At 42.1% G+C, this 17,722-nt stretch carries 20 protein-coding genes; 13 read left to right on the top strand and 7 right to left on the bottom strand.

The features are described 5' to 3' along the window. The first annotated feature begins 1 nt into the window (after window position 1). From ACXAH9_RS12065 to ACXAH9_RS12050, 4 genes are all read left to right on the top strand, one after another. On the top strand, window positions 2-1,159 hold the full coding sequence (locus ACXAH9_RS12065) for a homogentisate 1,2-dioxygenase (protein ID WP_474895116.1): 1,158 nt from the start codon (window positions 2-4) through the stop codon (window positions 1,157-1,159). A gap of 210 nt (window positions 1,160-1,369) precedes the next feature. Continuing rightward, the gene (locus ACXAH9_RS12060) at window positions 1,370-1,615 is read left to right on the top strand and encodes a hypothetical protein (protein ID WP_474895115.1); all 246 of its coding nucleotides are present in this window, start codon (window positions 1,370-1,372) and stop codon (window positions 1,613-1,615) included. Window positions 1,616-1,696: 81 nt separating this feature from the next. Beyond that, a complete protein-coding gene (locus tag ACXAH9_RS12055; protein WP_474895114.1) occupies window positions 1,697-2,614 on the top strand; it encodes a hypothetical protein in 918 nt (305 codons plus the stop codon). Window positions 2,615-2,625: 11 nt separating this feature from the next. Further along, entirely contained in the window at window positions 2,626-4,047 is a 1,422-nt protein-coding gene (locus ACXAH9_RS12050) for an SLC13 family permease (RefSeq protein ID WP_474895113.1), read from the top strand. Here the strand turns inward: ACXAH9_RS12050 and ACXAH9_RS12045 are convergent. The 3 genes from ACXAH9_RS12045 to dusB are packed head-to-tail and all read right to left on the bottom strand — an operon-like array spanning window position 4,020 to window position 6,405. Then, complete coding sequence (locus ACXAH9_RS12045) at window positions 4,020-4,928, bottom strand: DMT family transporter (RefSeq protein WP_474895112.1); 909 nt, start codon at window positions 4,926-4,928, stop codon at window positions 4,020-4,022. The two genes, ACXAH9_RS12050 and ACXAH9_RS12045, sit on opposite strands and share 28 nt — an antisense overlap. Window positions 4,929-4,950: 22 nt before the next feature. Then, window positions 4,951-5,397, bottom strand: coding sequence for a PH domain-containing protein (locus ACXAH9_RS12040; protein WP_474895111.1), 447 nt, complete (start codon window positions 5,395-5,397; stop codon window positions 4,951-4,953). Further along, window positions 5,398-6,405, bottom strand: coding sequence for a tRNA dihydrouridine synthase DusB (gene dusB / locus ACXAH9_RS12035; protein ID WP_474895110.1), 1,008 nt, complete (start codon window positions 6,403-6,405; stop codon window positions 5,398-5,400). It abuts the gene before it with no gap. 35 nt (window positions 6,406-6,440) lie between these two features. On the opposite strand from dusB, the gene ACXAH9_RS12030 reads away from it, so the two are divergent. The 6 genes from ACXAH9_RS12030 (at window position 6,441) to ACXAH9_RS12005 (ending at window position 10,785) form a co-directional block, all read left to right on the top strand. Further along, window positions 6,441-7,316 carry a CPBP family intramembrane glutamic endopeptidase gene (locus tag ACXAH9_RS12030; protein WP_349563854.1) on the top strand — a complete coding sequence of 292 codons (876 nt, stop codon included), beginning with the start codon at window positions 6,441-6,443 and terminating at the stop codon, window positions 7,314-7,316. After that, on the top strand, window positions 7,309-7,515 hold the full coding sequence (locus tag ACXAH9_RS12025; RefSeq protein ID WP_349563855.1) for a hypothetical protein: 207 nt from the start codon (window positions 7,309-7,311) through the stop codon (window positions 7,513-7,515). The genes ACXAH9_RS12030 and ACXAH9_RS12025 overlap by 8 nt, the downstream gene beginning before the upstream one ends. Beyond that, complete coding sequence (locus tag ACXAH9_RS12020) at window positions 7,508-8,326, top strand: phosphatidate cytidylyltransferase (protein WP_349563856.1); 819 nt, start codon at window positions 7,508-7,510, stop codon at window positions 8,324-8,326. The genes ACXAH9_RS12025 and ACXAH9_RS12020 overlap by 8 nt, the downstream gene beginning before the upstream one ends. 65 nt (window positions 8,327-8,391) lie before the next feature. Then, the gene (locus ACXAH9_RS12015; protein ID WP_474895109.1) at window positions 8,392-9,666 is read left to right on the top strand and encodes a Glu/Leu/Phe/Val family dehydrogenase; all 1,275 of its coding nucleotides are present in this window, start codon (window positions 8,392-8,394) and stop codon (window positions 9,664-9,666) included. 112 nt (window positions 9,667-9,778) lie between these two features. After that, window positions 9,779-10,435, top strand: coding sequence for a phosphatidylserine decarboxylase family protein (locus ACXAH9_RS12010; protein ID WP_474895108.1), 657 nt, complete (start codon window positions 9,779-9,781; stop codon window positions 10,433-10,435). After that, window positions 10,432-10,785, top strand: a complete 354-nt coding sequence (locus ACXAH9_RS12005) for a hypothetical protein (RefSeq protein WP_474895107.1) — start codon at window positions 10,432-10,434, stop codon at window positions 10,783-10,785. The genes ACXAH9_RS12010 and ACXAH9_RS12005 overlap by 4 nt, the downstream gene beginning before the upstream one ends. Before the next feature lie 314 nt (window positions 10,786-11,099). Here the strand turns inward: ACXAH9_RS12005 and guaB are convergent, their stop codons facing one another. Further along, complete coding sequence (gene guaB, locus ACXAH9_RS12000; RefSeq protein WP_474895106.1) at window positions 11,100-12,569, bottom strand: IMP dehydrogenase; 1,470 nt, start codon at window positions 12,567-12,569, stop codon at window positions 11,100-11,102. A gap of 182 nt (window positions 12,570-12,751) precedes the next feature. Between guaB and pnuC the strand changes: the two genes are divergently transcribed. After that, window positions 12,752-13,360 carry a nicotinamide riboside transporter PnuC gene (pnuC, locus tag ACXAH9_RS11995; protein WP_474895105.1) on the top strand — a complete coding sequence of 203 codons (609 nt, stop codon included), beginning with the start codon at window positions 12,752-12,754 and terminating at the stop codon, window positions 13,358-13,360. A gap of 122 nt (window positions 13,361-13,482) precedes the next feature. Further along, window positions 13,483-14,040, top strand: a complete 558-nt coding sequence (locus ACXAH9_RS11990) for an AAA family ATPase (protein ID WP_474895104.1) — start codon at window positions 13,483-13,485, stop codon at window positions 14,038-14,040. Window positions 14,041-14,045: 5 nt separating this feature from the next. Here ACXAH9_RS11990 and msrA read toward each other — a convergent pair whose 3' ends face one another. Then, window positions 14,046-14,684 carry a peptide-methionine (S)-S-oxide reductase MsrA gene (gene msrA, locus ACXAH9_RS11985; protein WP_474895103.1) on the bottom strand — a complete coding sequence of 213 codons (639 nt, stop codon included), beginning with the start codon at window positions 14,682-14,684 and terminating at the stop codon, window positions 14,046-14,048. Between the two features lie 119 nt (window positions 14,685-14,803). Here msrA and ACXAH9_RS11980 point away from each other — a divergent pair, with 119 nt between their 5' ends. Then, window positions 14,804-15,406, top strand: coding sequence for a ribonuclease HII (locus ACXAH9_RS11980; RefSeq protein WP_474895102.1), 603 nt, complete (start codon window positions 14,804-14,806; stop codon window positions 15,404-15,406). Here ACXAH9_RS11980 and ACXAH9_RS11975 read toward each other — a convergent pair. Beyond that, on the bottom strand, window positions 15,403-15,771 hold the full coding sequence (locus ACXAH9_RS11975) for a response regulator (RefSeq protein WP_474895101.1): 369 nt from the start codon (window positions 15,769-15,771) through the stop codon (window positions 15,403-15,405). The two genes, ACXAH9_RS11980 and ACXAH9_RS11975, sit on opposite strands and share 4 nt — an antisense overlap. Then, the gene (locus ACXAH9_RS11970; RefSeq protein ID WP_474895100.1) at window positions 15,764-17,722 is read right to left on the bottom strand and encodes a PAS domain S-box protein; all 1,959 of its coding nucleotides are present in this window, start codon (window positions 17,720-17,722) and stop codon (window positions 15,764-15,766) included. The genes ACXAH9_RS11975 and ACXAH9_RS11970 overlap by 8 nt, the downstream gene beginning before the upstream one ends.

Raw genomic sequence — 17,722 nt, 5'->3', positions numbered from 1 at the left:
TATGACATACTATCACAGACTAGGAGAGATACCTCCAAAGAGACACATTCAGTTTAGGCAGCCAGATGGAAGCCTGTACGCAGAAGAACTGGTTTCATCTCGCGGCTTTTCCGGGATCTATTCAAATCTCTATCACATCAATCCACCTACAAGGGTAGAAAAGGTGGGGAAATCCATTCCATGGAAAGAAGAAATAGCCAAAGATTATACCTTGAAGCAAACCCATCTTAATACTTCAAAAGTCGAAACTACGGGCGATGATTACCTGGAGGCTCGTAAGGTATTGCTAAAGAATAAGGACGTGAGTATGGCCATCTGCCACCCAACCTCCAGAAAAATGGACTATTACTACAAAAATGGTCAGGCTGATGAGGTGATATTTATACACGATGGAAACGGCTACCTATACTCACAGTTTGGTAAGCTACGAATAAAACAAGGAGACTATGTGGTGATCCCACGAACTACCATCTACAGACTGGAGTGGGATGAAGGACCTTTGAAGCTACTGGTCATTGAATCTAATCATCCTGTAGAAACGCCCAAAAGATATCGCAACGAGCTGGGTCAGCTTTTGGAGCACTCTCCATATTGTGAAAGAGACATTCGGCCTCCTTCGGAATTGGTTACTGAACGGGAAAAAGGTGACTATCTGGTGAAAATCAAGCATGAAGACATGCTCCATGACTATCACTATGAAACATCTCCTTTTGACCTGGTGGGATGGGATGGAAATCTGTATCCTTACGCACTTTCTATTCATGATTTCGAACCAATTACCGGACGAATCCATCAGCCACCTCCGGTTCACCAGACATTCCAGGCACATGGCTATGTGATCTGTTCATTCGTGCCAAGACTATTCGATTATCACCCGCAGGCTATTCCTGCTCCTTACAATCACTCCAATATCGATTCTGATGAAGTTCTCTACTACGTGGAAGGTAATTTCATGAGCAGAAAAGGAATCGATCGTGGATCTTTCACTTTACATCCGGGAGGTTTGCCACATGGGCCTCACCCTGGCACTGTTGAGAAGAGTATTGGAGCTAAGGAAACTGAAGAGCTTGCTGTCATGCTGGATACCTTCGGGCCACTTTATGTAACCGAAACCGGACTCAAGTATGTGGACGAAAATTATCCAATGAGTTGGAAATAGTTTTAGCGTCCATGTAACCTTCTAAACTATCGTGAGTACATTCTGTACAATTCGGGTGGTTGATTGCATGAATTAAATGTGATTAACACTCATTTTGTAAAATTTGAGGTGTGATGCAACTTTTTAGTGGTGTTGCACATCTTTTAAGTAAGGTTAGGTTTTCAAGCAAGAAGTGGCAGACGCTCATTTTGAAAAAGGACTAAGACTAATATGAAACCCAAGCTCAATAAACTCATAACGCTACTGCTGCTACTCGGCACATTTGCATTCCTTATGGAAGCAGAAGAAAGGGTATCTGAAGTTGCAAAAGAAGAGCTTTCTAAATGGGCGTCTTTACTTCCTGTGAACCAAAAACCTCAGCAGGTAGACTCAATCAATCCTTACGCACGTCAGGCTTCCATTCTGGATGTGCTCCTTTCCGATTCAGTAAAAAAAGTTAATTCGGCGAATAATTAGGGAGGCAAAAATTCGTACTGTTTTCAATAAAGTTTAGCGATTCTTTTAATCGTTTTATTTTTGTTAAAACTTGTCACCCGTATGAATGAAGAATTTTATCTCGATTTTCTCGCCAAATGGCAAGAGATCGTCTACATCCTGGTTTTTGTAGTACTTGGTATTGGGGTACTTAATTACCTCTTTTACAAGATCACATTGTCAACCAAGAAAACGTACAAAGAAAAGTACGATCTCGCCAGTGAAAAGGAGTCTAAAAAGCTCCTAACCGGACATATCATGGTAGCCATCGCGCTATTCCTGTTCTGCAATACACTGGAATACGAGACAATGAAAATTGACCCGTTGTGGTTTTTTATTCGATTGTTTGTATCCATGTGTATTGGGGTGCTTTATGGATATATAGCACAGCTAATCTTAAAATTTTACTATCCGAGTATACTTGAAAAGAAGCTGAAAAAGCTGAGGTACACACCTCGTATCAATCCAGAGAATGGGAAAAAGATGAAGTTGTTAAGTGAGGATGAGGAAGACGCCTATCTGGATGAAGGAATGCAGGCAGAGGAAAATGTTTTTTCTGTGGATTATGATGTGTGGATTGATGAATCTACCGGTTATACCAAAATTGAAAAATACAAGGGTCATTTGAGTGCGCTTGAGTGTGATCGTTGCGGATTCCAGACACTGAGATTGCAAAAAGAAGAGATCATAAAAGAGGCTACTGAAACTGAGGACGGAGAGCTCCTGAAAGAATTTAAGTGCTCCTACTGTAACCGGATCAAACGTAAAAATGTGGTGCTGGCACATAAGATCAAGGATGCCTCTAGTGGTCAGTTAATTGATGATCCGCTTACCCATGACGCACGAATCTCTGTTATCAAAATAGAAATTCATGGCAGAAAAGGAGAAGTAAAAGAATACGACTTCCAAAACATTGAGCAGGCAAGAAATTTCTTAAATGAATTTGATTTTGAGAAATTAAGGGAAGAAGAGACATTCTAATTTTTCCTTATATGATAAGAAAAAGAATTGGGCTCGTGATCGGGCCCATTTTATTTTGCATCGTTTTATTCACCAGCCCGTTTGAAGGGCTTAACCAAGAAGCAAATGCAGTACTTGCCTCCACGCTCTGGATCGCAACCTGGTGGCTTTCTGAAGCACTTCCCATTTCAGCCACAGCCTTATTACCTATCGTTTTGCTTCCCTTATCCGGTGGCGCTCCTATAGCGCAAACAACTGCTGCTTACGGTGATAAAATGCTATACTTGTTCGTTGGTGGCTTCATCATCGCAATTGGTATGCAACGATGGAATTTACACCGAAGAATCGCCATCGAAATTATCTCAGCAGTGGGCACTAACGCTCAATTGATTGTGCTCGGATTTATGCTCGCTACAGGCCTCTTATCCATGTGGATATCTAATACAGCCACCACTCTTCTAATGGTGACCATTGGCACTGCCCTAATCGCAGAAATGAAAGAGCTCACCGGAGAATCCGGAAGGATGTTTTTTAAATCACTTTTACTTGGTATTGCTTTTTCTGCATCAATAGGTGGAGTAGCTACCCTGGTTGGCACTCCAACAAACCCAATCTTCGTCTCCATTGCCAATCAGCTCTATGAATTGGAATTCAGTTTCGCTTCATGGCTTGCATTTGCCCTCCCCTTTTCCTTAGTAATGCTGATTTTTTGCTGGTATGTTTTAACACGACTAGTATTTCAGCTTCACAAAGTAGATGTGGCTGTGGGACAGGAGATGATCGCGAAAGAAAAGGAGTTGCTTGGCAAAATGGGGCAAGAAGAAAAAGTAATAGCCATTGTCTTCATTGTTACCGCTATTTTATGGATCACACGTTCTTTCATTCTCGATCAATTTATACCAGCCATCAACGACACTGTAATTGCTATTGCTGCGGCACTTACGCTATTTATTATTCCTTCAAAATCAAAAAAGGGAAAACCATTATTGACCTGGGCAGAGGCTGAAAACCTTCCATGGGGTGTCATCATCCTTTTTGGTGGTGGGCTTTCCATAGCTGCAGCATTTCAAAGCTCACAGCTAGCCGAATGGTTAGGGTTACAACTTACAGGAGTAGCAGAACTTCCTCTTTTCCTAATTATTCTAATCATCGCACTATCGGTGAATTTCTTAACAGAGGTCACTTCTAATGTTGCCACCGCCTCCATCATGCTGCCTGTGTTAGCTTCATTGGCAGAGGCCATTGGCGTTCATCCGTTCTACCTAATGATACCTGCGACAATGGCAGCATCTTGTGCATTTATGCTTCCAATTGCGACCGGGCCAAATGCCATCGTATTTAGCTCAGGCGAATTAAAAATGAGTGATATGGTTCGGGCAGGTGTTTGGTTAAATATTGTATCCAGTACACTAATCAGCGTACTGGTTTATTTTGTTTTACCAGCCTTTTTGTAAGCTGCCCGGTTGGAATTCGCAATGTAAACACCTATCCCCACAGCGATCATCCCAACATAGTGCATTAAATAAAGTCGCTCTCCATCCAGCACTCCCCATATCACTGCAAATATTGGAATGATGTAAGTAACCGAGGAGGCAAAAAGCGGATCCTTCATCTGAAGAACTTTATTGAAGATGATGAGGGCAATGGCCGTACCCAACACCCCAAGCAAAACGATATAGAAAGTAGCCAAACCCGTACCCTCCACATTCATCAGCTTTGGCCAAAAATCTGTGAACCCAAAAAGATAGGTTGCTGCAATAGGGCCCACCAAAATCAATGATACACTGGTTACTGTCACCGCATGCAAGTCATTCAATTTTTGCTTGATCAGGTTGAGGTTGGAAGCATAGCAGATGGTTGCAAGAACCACTAGTAATGCATAGGCATTGATTCCGCTCAGGGAATTTCCTTCACCAGCAGTAATCAGTATTGCAGTTCCAATAAACCCTATAATGACACCCAAATAAACTGCCTTGGTTTGTATTTGCTTAAAGACAATAAGTGCGATCAAGATGGTGAAAATTGGAACCAGGGCATTTAAAACACCCGTGATGGCACTTTCAAGCTGTGTCTGTGCGATCGCAAAAAGAAATGAAGGAACCAAACTCCCGAGAAAGCCCACTGACATCAAATAAACAATGCGTGATTTATCAACCCATTTGAATCGCTTGATAGCAGAGGGTAGCAAAAACAAAGAAGCTGCTACGATTCGAAGTGACCCCACTTCCTGGGGTTCAAGCCCGACTAGCCCTTTTTTAATCAGGATAAATGAACTGCCCCAAATGAAAGCCAGAGTGAGTAAGAGCACCCAGGCCAGAAGTGGTGTTTTTTGCATTTAATTTGATTCAATAAATGACCTACAAAATAGCATAAACAAATCTTGTAAAGATTGATTCATTTTCTTTCTCCCAACTGATCCCACAATAAATGGTTGAATTTATTTCCTTCAAGTGAGCTACAAACTGTTTTTCCTTATTTGGAGAGATAAGAACAGAATCCCTACCAAAATCGACCTTTATCCGCTTTAAAGAGGCTGCTGGGGAGCTTAGCGGATTGAAGCTTCGATTTACTGATACAATCTTCTTAATTGTAATGCGATAAATTGTGATAGGCCCTATTTTCACAAGAAGGACTTCATTTTCTATCACATATTTTAATCCGAACCACAGAAATCCTACGAAACTTAAAATAAGAATGTGAATCAAGCCCAATTTTTCTAACCCCACCAGATAGTACGAAAAACCAATAGTCCCCCACAGGAGAAAACCTAAAATCCAGCTTTTTCTGGAATAATAAACCTTCATTCAGTTAACCACTTTACTGAAAATAGCAGCCTCCCCAAAAACCTCAGGTATTTGAAGCAAGGTTTCCTTCACTTCCTGATATGATTCTGACTCCACTAGCGTGGTTCGTGTTGGTTTGAAATTTTGAATTCCCCGGAAATAATTGGTGTAGTGTCTCCTCATTTCAAAAAGTCCCAGCTTCTCTCCCTTCCACTCAATAGAAAAATCCAGGTGTTGGACAGCAATCCTCACACGCTCATCCAATGAAGGTGGATCCAGGATTTCACCCGTTTTCATGAAATGTTTAATCTCATTGAAAATCCAAGGATAACCAATTGCCGCACGGCCAATCATGATGCCATCTACCCCATACTTGTTTTTGTATTCCAGTGCCTTCTCGGGTGAATCAATGTCTCCGTTTCCGAAAATAGGTATGTGAATACCCGGGTCATTTTTTACCTCAGCGATCGGTTCCCAGTTGGCCTCTCCCTTGTACATCTGCTTTCTGGTCCGACCATGAATACTCAGTGCTTTGATGCCCACATCCTGCAGGCGATGAGCTACTTCATGAATTTTAATGGTAGAATCATCCCATCCTAGACGAGTTTTCACTGTAACGGGTTTATTGACCTGCTTCACAATCTCTTCGGTCATCTTTTGCATCTTTGGAAGATCCAGCAAAATGCCTGCGCCTGCTCCTTTGCAGGCCACTTTTTTCACCGGGCAGCCATAATTGATATCGATGATCTCAGGATCAGCCTCCTCTGCTATTGCGGCAGCCTCTCGCATTGATTCAATCTTATCACCAAAAATCTGGATTCCAATTGGACGCTCGTAATCATAGATGTCCAGCTTTTGGACACTTTTTTCTGCATGCCGGATCAAACCCTCTGAGGAGATAAACTCCGTAAACATCAAATCTGCTCCATTCTGCTTACAGACCGCCCTGAATGGGGGGTCACTGACATCCTCCATGGGTGCCAGTAGCAATGGAAACTCTCCTATCTCTATGTTGCTGATCTTAACCACCTTGAACGGTTATATTTGTCCGCAAAGTTAGCCATATGCAGGACATTCTCAGAAATAACACAGAAGATAAACAAAGGGCACGTGCCTGGGCGTTTGGTTTGGGCCTTACGGCCTACATCTCAATCGTGATGATGCTAGGCGGGAGTGGCGGTGATGAAGTCGAGACCGACATGATTTTGCAAATGGACCCTGTCTTTCTGTTGGTTATTCAGGGTATTGCATCCACTTTCATGTTTATTGGTGTTCCATTGCTGTTTATTGGAATTGCACTGAAGGTGCCTTTCAAAGAGTTTTTTCCAAAAGTGTCGTTAACGACTGCCGGACTAACTGTTTTGATTTCAATCAGCTTTATGGTGGTGAATAGCGCCATTGGCGAGTGGAACATGAACCTGGACTTTGGCAATTCAGACTTTGCCGAATGGGCAAAAAGATCAGAAGAGCAATTGAAGGTATTGACAGAACATTTGACCGACTTCACCTCAACCAATCATTTTATTATTGCTTTGATTGTTGTTGCGATTATCCCAGCAATCGGTGAAGAACTTCTCTTTAGGGGCCTGATACAAAACATGTTTGCAAAAGCATTTGCTAATCATCATGTGGCTATTTGGGTGACAGGATTCATTTTTGCCGCTATACATATGCAGTTTTTTGGTGTGATGCCACGAATGCTTCTGGGTGTACTTTTTGGATACCTATATCACTGGAGTGGGAAACTGAGTGTGGCAATGATTGGCCATCTGGTCAATAATGGGTTTGCTTTAATAGCACTCTACCTGGCACAAAAGGATGTAGTGGAAGTTTCTCCAGAACAAATGGAACAGTCGGCTCCATGGCCAGCAGTTTTAATTTTTGCAGGAATTTCATTTTTCCTCATCCGGACGTTCTACAAAAAATTCAATCATGCGTGATTGGCAATCCGTATTTAAAGACGGCAGAGAGTATCGGGCACTCATTGTGAAGGAAGTGCTGGAAGACCTGGGGATGCAACCTGTGATCGTGAATAAAAAAGTTTCTGCGTATGGTTTCGGAAATTTCGAAATATTTGTGGCTCCTGATCAGGTGATCAGGGCTTTGAAAGTTATTAAAGAGGAAATAAAGTTTGAGTAAGTACCCCGATTTAGCCCCACGCCTGTTTTCTGCTGTTATTGGCGGAATGATCATTATTCTTTCGTTGCTTTGGAATCAATGGGGATTCTTCGCGGTGTTTCTGTTCATCTCCTGTATGACCATGTGGGAGTTTTACCGACTGATGAGACTGCAGAGCTATGTCCCTATCCGGCTTTTGGGTGTGACGATTGGAGGTCTGCTATTTGTGTTTACTTTTCTCATTGAAGCCGACATCCTTCCCTCTCAATACTATGTATTGCTTTTTCCTCTTGCCTCATTTGTTTTTCTGATCAAGCTCTACAAAAAAAGCGATGTACACCCTTTTATCAATATTGCACTTTTCTACCTTGGTATACTTTACGTAGCATTACCATTTGCACTAATCAACTTCCTTGTTTTTCACAGCGGGGAATATTCCTTCGAGATAATAATGGGGCTTTTGTTCCTTACCTGGGCCAATGATGTCGGCGCTTATTTTTCCGGTATCCTTTTCGGAAGAAGAAAATTATTTGAGCGTATTTCGCCTAACAAATCCTGGGAAGGCAGTATCGGAGGTGCGATTACTGCTGCTTTAACGGCTGTGGTCATTGGTTTTTATTTCGAAGGACTCAACCCAATTGAGTGGATCAGTGTCTCCATTATTGTGGTAATTGCGGGGACTTATGGCGACCTGGTAGAGTCACATTTCAAGCGTTCTATTCAGATAAAAGATTCCGGAACCACCATCCCCGGACATGGTGGATTTTTGGATCGATTTGATAGCTTGTTAATTGCTGTTCCTTTCGTCGTAGTTTTCCTGAAATTATTCTAAAGAGATGTGGAATTCCACTTACTTTTGCGCCTGAAATAAACAGCAACCCCATTTATTAATTTCCTATGGCATATATAGAACCCGCGCCAATAAAGGACAGAGACAATCCATTTGAATCGATGATGTCCCGCTTCCAGATTGCAGCAGAGCATCTGGGTTTGGATCAGGAAGTGTACGATGTGTTAAAGACCCCTGCCAAGCAGGTGATCGTGTCTTTGCCCGTTACGATGGACAATGGATCCATCAAAGTATTTGAAGGCTATCGAGTGATTCACTCCACGATTTTGGGACCTTCCAAGGGAGGTGTCCGATACGACATGGATGTAAACATCGATGAGGTAAAAGCATTAGCAGCATGGATGACCTGGAAATGCGCCGTTGTTGATATCCCTTATGGTGGTGCCAAAGGAGGGATCAAATGTAACCCACGAGAAATGTCTGCAGGTGAAGTGGAACGCCTTACGCGAGCATTCACCCAAGCAATGCATGATGTCTTTGGAAAAGACCGTGATATTCCTGCTCCGGACATGGGAACAGGCCCTAGAGAGATGGCCTGGATGATGGACCAGTATTCCAGAAATCAGGGAATGACTGTAAACTCTGTGGTGACTGGCAAACCAATTGTACTTGGAGGATCACTTGGTCGTGAAGAAGCAACCGGACGAGGCGTGATGATCTCCGCTCTGGCTGCAATGGAAAAACAAAAAATCAACCCTTTCAAAGCTACCTGTGCTATTCAGGGTTTTGGAAACGTGGGATCATGGGCTGCTACGCTCCTTGAAGAAAGAGGAGTGAATATCGTCGCAATCAGTGACCTTTCAGGAGCATATTATAATGCAGAGGGGATCAACATCAAGAAAGCAATTGAATACCGAAATGGTAACAATGGAAGCATGGAAGGCTTTGCAGGAGCAGAGAAGATCGACCCTGAAGAGTTACTGTTGTTAGAGGTGGATGTACTGGTTCCGGCTGCTATTGAGGATGTGATAACCAAAGCAAATGCGGATAAGATCAAAGCGAAAATGATCGTTGAGGGCGCCAATGGCCCAACTTCTGCAAAAGCAGATGCAATTTTGAATGAAAAAGGCATTTTGGCTGTTCCTGATATCCTGGCGAATGCCGGAGGTGTTACTGTATCATATTTCGAGTGGGTTCAAAACAGGTTAGGCTATGGCTGGACCAGAGAGCGAGTAAGCCGTCGATCAGATCGGATCATGAAAACTGCTTTTGACAAGGTTTATCAAACGTCGCAGGAGTACAATGTAAGCATGCGTATTGCTGCCTATATTGTTGCGATCGATAAAGTAGCTAAGACTTACAAATTCCGAGGCGGTTTCTAGACCGTGGGGCGGCCGCCCTTTTATTTGTGTCATTCTGAGCAGTAAAGTATCTGCTTTTTAGAAGATAGCTCTTTCGCTTTGTTCAAAATGACATTCTAAAATTGACTTAATAATGAGGATACACAAGGAAGGTTTTAAGATGATCCCAATAATGGCAGTGCTGACAGGTGGTCTGTATGCATTGCTATACTGGCTGATACCGATCTTCATCATCCAGATGATCTTGGCAGCTGCAGCCATTATCTTTATGGTTCTTGTGGTTCGGTTTTTCCGCGATCCAAAAGTAGAAACACCACAAAAAGATGGCGTGGTATATGCGCCTGCAGAAGGTAAAGTCGTGGTGATAGAACGTACTTACGAAGGAGAGTATCACAAAGAAGATCGTATTCAGGTCTCTATCTTCATGTCGCCACTAAATGTGCATGTAAATAGAAGTCCGGTGAAGGGAAAGGTAGATTTCTTCCAGTACCACCCCGGTAAGTTTTTAGTAGCGTGGCACCCAAAATCCAGCACGGATAATGAGCGTACTTCAGTTGGTTTTAAAACAGAGACCGGAGTAAACATCCTAATGCGCCAAATTGCCGGTGCAGTCGCCCGACGTATCGCATTCTATCCAAAAGTAGGTGATGCAGTCGAGCAGGGCACATCCGTTGGTTTCATTCGCTTCGGTAGCCGTGTGGATTTATTTCTTCCCCTTGATGCAGACATCAAAGTCAAAATTGGTGATTTGACAAAAGGTGGGGAGACGGAAGTGGCTTTTTTGAAATGAGTCCCAAGGATTTTCGTTGGTATGTTCAGAATGCTATAGAGCAATGTGATCGTTTGCTAAGGTTAAAAGATTTTGACCACTTAAGACTAGTAAAACAAGTAGTAAAAATTCGAGAGATCGGTATTGGATATAATGATCATATGGTTCGTGATTGTGCAAGTAAATTAACTACGTACAGCAGTGATGATTATGAATTAACTATTGTGGAACAAATCATTGCCATGATTGTCCGCTTAAAAGACCCAATGCCTTTCTCAAACAAAGAAAGCTCAAGACAAAAGAGATACTTGATTCAGGTTAAGCTCCTACTTCATGGAGTTGATGAAGCTTTAAGAAGACAAGGTTACTAGCTTATCTATTTTCTTTTTCCTTGAAGAAAAAGAAACAAAAATTCAAGGCTGTAAATCATTCACTAAAAATTGATTTGACCCTACACGCAAAATCAAACTCGCTTCCTGCGTCAGCTCAGACAATGATTTTGCATAATCATTCTCTTGAATCAATTTTCTCAACGTTCATGATTTAAAGGCCGAGTTCATCTCCGTATAACGGAGAGCGTCAAAATCACGTGATGGCAAGCGCCAAGGCTGGTTTGATTTTGACTAGTCTTTTTATTTACTTTTTTGACAATGAAAAAAGTAAAAGCCCAGCGGCTTGAGCGACATCACTTTCTACTATAATTAGGCGCTTCTCTGGTAATATGAATATCGTGAGGATGGCTCTCTGCTACGCCTGCTCCTGAGATCTTCACAAACTTCGCATTCTGTAAGTCCTCTATTGAACCAGCCCCACAGTAGCCCATACCGGCTCTTAATCCTCCTACCATTTGATAAAGCACTTCCTGAACAGATCCTTTGAAAGGCACACGGCCTACAATTCCTTCCGGAACAAGCTTTTTAATATCATCCTCTGCATCCTGGAAATAGCGGTCTTTAGAGCCCTCTTCCATTGCCTCAACAGAGCCCATTCCTCGGTAAGATTTAAACTTTCTTCCTTCATATAAGATCACCTCTCCTGGTGCTTCTTCAGTTCCCGCGAGCAATGATCCAATCATCACAGTGTTTCCCCCTCCGGCTATTGCTTTGACTACATCACCAGAGAACCGAATTCCTCCATCAGCTACAACAGGAACACCAGAGCCTTGGATCGCCTTGGATGATTCATAAACGGCTGAAAGCTGTGGAACGCCCACACCGGCAATTACGCGTGTTGTGCATATACTTCCCGGTCCTACCCCAACCTTTACGGCATCAGCTCCTGCCTCCACAAGTGCCTTTGCTGCTTCCGGAGTAGCGATATTCCCAACAATGGTTTCCAAATCAGGGAATGCCTTCTTGATTCTTTTTGCCATATCAATCACCCCTTTGGAATGACCGTGTGCAGTATCAATTGAAACCAGGTCTACTCCTGCCTTAACCAGTGCTGCGATTCTATCCTCAATATCCGGTGTTACACCCACTGCAGCACCCACTCTTAGTCTGCCGTACTCATCTTTGCACGCATTAGGACGATCTTTATTTTTAAGAATGTCCTTGTATGTGATCAGCCCCGTGAGTTTTCCATTTTTATCAACGATCGGAAGCTTTTCAATTTTATGTTCCTGAAGAATTGCCTCTGCTTCATTCAACCCCACTTCTGCCGTTGCAGTAACTAGGTTGTCTTTTGTCATAATTTCCTTCACCGGTCGCTTCATGATTTTTTCAAAACGAAGGTCCCGGTTTGTCACAATCCCGATCAGCTTTTGCTCTTTATCCACGACAGGAATTCCACCGATCTTATTTTCGCGCATGATTGCCTCAGCTTCCCCTACCTTGGCATCAATGTCCAATGTAATAGGATCCAGGATCATACCACTTTGGGATCGTTTTACTTTACGCACCTGAATCGCCTGCTGGTCGATGGTCATGTTCTTGTGAATAATCCCAATTCCTCCTTCCAGTGCCATAGCAATAGCAAGCTTTGCCTCGGTAACGGTATCCATTGCAGCGGAAACCAAAGGAATATTTAATCGGATATTTCGAGTGATCTGTGCAGAAGTGTCAGTGTCACGGGGAAGTACTTCAGAATAACCGGGGAGAAGAAGCACGTCATCGTAGGTAAGTGCTTCAAAGAGGAATTTTTCGTTTGTCGTCATGGCAAATAATACTGAACTGTTATGATTATTTGCCGTGCAAAATTATGTCGGTTACTTAGAATAAGTACTATGACAAGACATATTTTTACACAGTGGGATAAGCATGACTTATTTTTATTATTGAGTCAAATCAACAACAAACTGTTGATTTGTGTCAAATTGCCCTTTTCAATTTCAATGTTATGGAGATATGGAATTCGTTTTATGACCAATTGCTGGAAACTACCTGGCTGGAGTTTATTGCTGTGATATGCGGCATATTAAGCGTCTGGTTTAGTAAGCAGGAAAGCATTTTGGTTTACCCATTCGGAATCGTCAGCGTACTGATCTTTGTCTACCTGACCTACGAGTACGGACTCTACGCCGAAACCGGTATCAATGTCTACTATTTCGTAATGAGTGTATACGGATGGTGGAACTGGAAAAACACGAAAGACATTGCAAGAAGCCAAATTCCGATCACTAAAAGCTCCGGATGGGGCCATGTGCTCAATGTATCTACCTTTCTGGCCGCTTTTGGAATCATCTATTTGTTGCTCATAAAATTCACCGATAGTGATGTGCCTATTTTAGATGCCATGACTACCGGACTTGCTGTAACGGGCATGTATCTGATGGCACTGAAGAAAATAGAGCACTGGATTTTCTGGATCGCCTGTGATTTAATTGCTATACCTCTTTATATCTATAAGGGACTTCCGTTTACAAGCTTCCAATTTTTAGTATTTACCTACATAGCTGTTTTGGGGTGGATTTCCTGGAGAAGGAAGTTGTTGATGGGTGAGAAATGAATACTTTTTGTGTCATTCCGACGAAGGAGGAATCTTTACCTCAGGTTTAAAGATTTCTCGCTTCACCTGCCTTTGTCGGCAGACAGGCTCGAAATGACATCCTATACTGAAAGCATTAAAAAGTGATTGTCAATAAACCTAGAAAAATCGCCATAATAGGCCCTGAATCTACAGGCAAAAGTGAACTATGCCAGCATCTTGCGAGACACTACGATACAGAGTGGGTACCTGAGTATGCCCGCTTTTACATCGATCGGCTAGACCGGGATTATGAACAGCAAGATTTAACATCTATTGCTGAGGGGCAACTGGCCTGGGAAGACGAGAAAGCAGGATATGCCAACAACTACCTGATCTGTGATACCAACTTAATTGTGATCAAAATATGGAGTGATCATAAATATGGAGAAACTGATCCCTGGATCGAAACCCAGCTCCAGAAGAGAAGGTATGATTTCTACCTGCTCTCAAACATTGACATCCCTTGGAGACCAGACCCACAACGGGAGCACCCAAATTTGAGACAACACTTTTTTGAAGTTTACAAAAACTACCTGGAAGAACACGAGCTTCCATATGCTCTTGTGTCAGGAATAGAGGAAGAGCGTAAAAAGTGTGCTGTAGATGCGATTGAAAAATTCTTTTCAAATAAAGAAGATGCCGGATCAAGTCCGGCATGACGTTCTTATTTATTTTTCAGTCTGTCTTTAAATTTTTTGGCCACTTTCTCGATTTTGGGACGTGAGACATTCACGATGTAGCTATTGTTCGGATTCTTTTTTTCATAATCCTGGTGATACTCCTCAGCCATATAAAAAGCCTCCAGTTTACTCAATCTGGTCACTATGGGGTCTGAAAATTCAGGTGCAAGCTCTTTCATTTTCGCTTCGGCCATTCTTTTTTGGCCTTCGTTATGATAAAAAATTTCAGATCGATACTGTGCACCTACATCCGGGCCTTGCCTATTCAGCTGAGTAGGATCATGTGCTGTAAAAAATATTTCGAGCAAGGTTTCATAGTCAATCACCGAAGGATCATAATAAACCTGGACCGCTTCAGCATGCCCCGTTCTCCCAGAGCTTACTAATCGATAATCAGCAGTGGACTTTTTGCCGCCAGCATAGCCGGAAACTGCTTCGGCAACACCCCTTATTTGATCAAATGATGCCTCTACGCACCAGAAACAACCACCTGCAAAAGTGGCTGTGTCCAATTTCTGATAATTGACTTGTTCGGAGGCAGCCTTTTTCGTGTTGTCTGAATTATTGCCTTGGGTTTGACAATTAAAGAAGAATAAACCTGTGATTAAGACTATGTATTTCATCGTTTTAGTTTTTAGTAATGTACGATCCTTCTGGTCTATGGGATTATTAAGTAAGCAACAAAGTAACCTTCCTTACAATTCGTATGTTTTAAGAAGGCTTCAATTAAATTTGATCGCCAATGCTTAAACCCTACTTTCAAAAAGAAAAAATTGAGGCGGGCTGTGATGAGGCCGGTAGAGGATGCCTGGCCGGACCAGTAGTGGCCGCAGCTGTGATCCTTCCAAAGGATTACTCTCATGAGGTACTGAATGACTCAAAGCAGCTTTCTGAAAAACAGCGGGTAGGGTTGAAAAAAGACATTGTAAAAGATGCGCTGGCCTGGGGCGTGGGAGTCGCATCTCCAGGTGAGATTGATGAAATCAACATTTTGAACGCCAGCTACCTGGCCATGCACCGGGCAGTTGAGAATCTGAAGGTTACGCCGGAGTTGCTTTTGATAGATGGTAATCGATTCAAACCATTTAATGATATTCCGCATGAGTGTATCATCAAAGGAGATGGAAAATATCTTTCCATAGCTGCCGCTTCAATCCTGGCCAAGACATACAGGGATGATTTGATGCGCCAGTTGGCTATAGATTTTCCGGGGTATGGGTGGGAAACCAATGTTGGCTATCCAACACGTGCGCATCGAGATGGAATAAAAGAGAAGGGAAGCACACCACACCATCGGATGAGCTTTCAGTTATTACCGAGTCAGCTGGAGTTATTTCCAGATTAAGATGTTAATGCTTTTGATATTTTCTCTTTATCAAGGGGTTTTTCAAGCATTGAAGTCACAAATGGGTTTTCATCCGCTTTTCTCTGATCAGATGGGTCTATTGATGACGTGAGAATGTAAATCTGGTTCCCACTATTATCCACCTGGGGAAACGCATCCAAAAATTCCCACCCATTCATTACTGGCATATTCAGGTCCAGAAAAATAATATCTACGGATTGTGATTTCAGAAAATTAATGGCTTCTTCACCATTCATTGCCTTGAAAATTTCTATCGATTCTTGCTCTTTTTTAATGGCCAATTCTGCTAAAGTCAGAAAAATCGGGTCATCATCAACAAGCAATATTTTATTTGGATTACCCATTAAAATATACCTTAAACTTGGTTCCTTGGTTAACTTCGCTTTCCACCTCAATACGACCATTGATTGCTTCGATTTGCTGCTTGGTCATATACAATCCCATCCCGTGCCCACTCTCCTCTTCCGGATGAAATCTAGAGCCAAGCCGAAACATTTTGTCACCGAATCGTTTTAAATCGATCCCACGACCTTGGTCTGCCACTGTTAAAAGTACTTCTTTTGCTTCTTTTTTTGCAGAAATTTCGATTAATCGTTTGTCTTTGGTCACCCCATACTTCATTGCATTAGTAATTAAGTTATGCAAGATGCTTTGCAGGTAAGCCGGTAGAATTCTGAGCGTGAGGTCTTTAGGAATATCTACATCAAACACAATCTCCTTCTCGTTAGCAGATTTTCTATTTAGAAGAATCACATCATTCACCACCTCCAAAAGATTTATTTCCTCCTTCTCAAGCATGGAAATATCCTTTTCAAAGTTCAACAAATCATTAATCGCATCAATAGCCAGATTGAGTTTCAAGGCTGTTGCTTTGAGCATATCGAAATACTCCTTATTTGTTGGATCATCTTCAATGATAGTAAGCAGACCTACAAGGTTTGCTACTGATGACCTAAAATTGTGAGAGGTGATGTAAGAAAAATCCTTCAGTCGTTGGTTTTGCTCGATCGTTTTGCTGAATAGCTTGTGCAGCTCTCTTTCATTGTGTGATCTGATTCGGATATTTACCAGCATTTCAGAAAACAACTCCAAGAGCAACACTTCTTTTTCATTTGCCTTATGATGGATCTTCACCCAATCAAAACCCACAAAGCCTACGCATTCCTTGTTGTGGATCATGGGCATGGTCATAAGGCTTTTAATGTGCTGATCTTCCAACAACTCTTTAAAATCCTTTTTCTTCACCTTCTTTACATCATCCACTATCAAAGGATTACCCTTTAGGTGAGCGTTCACCAACTCAGGCATGATCTCCAAAGGAAGATTCTGATTGTTATGAATTTCAGGAGAGATACCATCGGCACACCACTCGTAGGTGTTACTGCAAACTCCTTTTTCCTTATTGAAGTCAAAAACATAGGATCGATCCGCACCCACAAACTCACCCAACTCATTTAACGAATCATTGATCGCCTGCTCTACTTCGGCCAATGGTAAGTCGATATATTTTGTAGAAAGATTTATCAGAATACGTTGCATCTCTGCATATCTCATGAGTGCCCGTTCAGCCTCCTTCTCTTTGGTGATGTTTCGCACCGCCCCATCAAAGTACATTTTGCCGTCAGCACCTTCAATTTTGATTGAATTGAGATAACCCCAGAATGTACTCCCATCTTTTCTTCGGAATTCTACCTCCTTATTTTCAATGGATCCTTTCTCTAAGACCTCCCTCCCAACTTCTGATCGTTCATTGGGATCTTTGTATAATTCCATTGGATCCATGTCCATGATTTCCTGAGCAGTGTCATACCCAAACATCTTTACAAATTCATCATTGACATAGATGATCCCTTTTTCACTTTCGCTTCGATATATCGCTTCGTTGATGTTCTTGTTGATGCTTTCAAGCAACTGTTCTCGTGTGCGAATACTATCCAAAAATTCACGCTCTTTGGTCACATCTCTGATCGCACCATCCCAATAATAATTTCCCTTTTCGTCTTTATGCATGGTGGTGCTCATCAGCCCAGTAAATTCTGACTTGTCTTTTCTTAGAAAAACAACTTCTTCATTTTCATATGAATTATCATCATTCAACCTGGTTAGAAGTCTATCTCTATCACGAGGATCTTTGTACATTGAGATGATGGGAATGTTTTTAACCTCATCTTCTGAGTCAAAACCAAACATTTTAACAAAGGCTTTGTTCACATAGATCAATCCATTCTTGTCACTTCGAAAAACGGCTTCACTAATGTTCTGGTTTACTGACTCCAGAAGTTGGTTAAAATTCAT

It is taken from the genome of Ekhidna sp. ABH4_415, from assembly GCF_056161305.1.
Note: the sequence above shows the minus strand (reverse complement) of the source record. Positions and strands in the feature narration are given on the sequence as shown.

What these genes read in the sequence shown, in the direction of transcription:
- ACXAH9_RS12065 (WP_474895116.1), top strand. Translation starts at nt 2, where the DNA reads ATGACATACTATCACAGACTAGGAGAGATACCTCCAAAGAGACACATT.
- pnuC (WP_474895105.1), top strand. Translation starts at nt 12,752, where the DNA reads ATGGAGATATGGAATTCGTTTTATGACCAATTGCTGGAAACTACCTGG.
- msrA (WP_474895103.1), bottom strand. Translation starts at nt 14,684, where the DNA reads ATGAAATACATAGTCTTAATCACAGGTTTATTCTTCTTTAATTGTCAA.
- ACXAH9_RS12005 (WP_474895107.1), top strand. Translation starts at nt 10,432, where the DNA reads ATGAGTCCCAAGGATTTTCGTTGGTATGTTCAGAATGCTATAGAGCAA.
- ACXAH9_RS12040 (WP_474895111.1), bottom strand. Translation starts at nt 5,397, where the DNA reads ATGAAGGTTTATTATTCCAGAAAAAGCTGGATTTTAGGTTTTCTCCTG.
- ACXAH9_RS12045 (WP_474895112.1), bottom strand. Translation starts at nt 4,928, where the DNA reads ATGCAAAAAACACCACTTCTGGCCTGGGTGCTCTTACTCACTCTGGCT.
- ACXAH9_RS12010 (WP_474895108.1), top strand. Translation starts at nt 9,779, where the DNA reads ATGAGGATACACAAGGAAGGTTTTAAGATGATCCCAATAATGGCAGTG.
- ACXAH9_RS12060 (WP_474895115.1), top strand. Translation starts at nt 1,370, where the DNA reads ATGAAACCCAAGCTCAATAAACTCATAACGCTACTGCTGCTACTCGGC.
- ACXAH9_RS12055 (WP_474895114.1), top strand. Translation starts at nt 1,697, where the DNA reads ATGAATGAAGAATTTTATCTCGATTTTCTCGCCAAATGGCAAGAGATC.
- guaB (WP_474895106.1), bottom strand. Translation starts at nt 12,569, where the DNA reads ATGACGACAAACGAAAAATTCCTCTTTGAAGCACTTACCTACGATGAC.
- ACXAH9_RS12015 (WP_474895109.1), top strand. Translation starts at nt 8,392, where the DNA reads ATGGCATATATAGAACCCGCGCCAATAAAGGACAGAGACAATCCATTT.
- ACXAH9_RS11975 (WP_474895101.1), bottom strand. Translation starts at nt 15,771, where the DNA reads ATGGGTAATCCAAATAAAATATTGCTTGTTGATGATGACCCGATTTTT.
- ACXAH9_RS12050 (WP_474895113.1), top strand. Translation starts at nt 2,626, where the DNA reads ATGATAAGAAAAAGAATTGGGCTCGTGATCGGGCCCATTTTATTTTGC.
- ACXAH9_RS11970 (WP_474895100.1), bottom strand. Translation starts at nt 17,722, where the DNA reads ATGAATTTTAACCAACTTCTGGAGTCAGTAAACCAGAACATTAGTGAA.
- ACXAH9_RS11980 (WP_474895102.1), top strand. Translation starts at nt 14,804, where the DNA reads ATGCTTAAACCCTACTTTCAAAAAGAAAAAATTGAGGCGGGCTGTGAT.
- ACXAH9_RS12030 (WP_349563854.1), top strand. Translation starts at nt 6,441, where the DNA reads ATGCAGGACATTCTCAGAAATAACACAGAAGATAAACAAAGGGCACGT.
- ACXAH9_RS12025 (WP_349563855.1), top strand. Translation starts at nt 7,309, where the DNA reads ATGCGTGATTGGCAATCCGTATTTAAAGACGGCAGAGAGTATCGGGCA.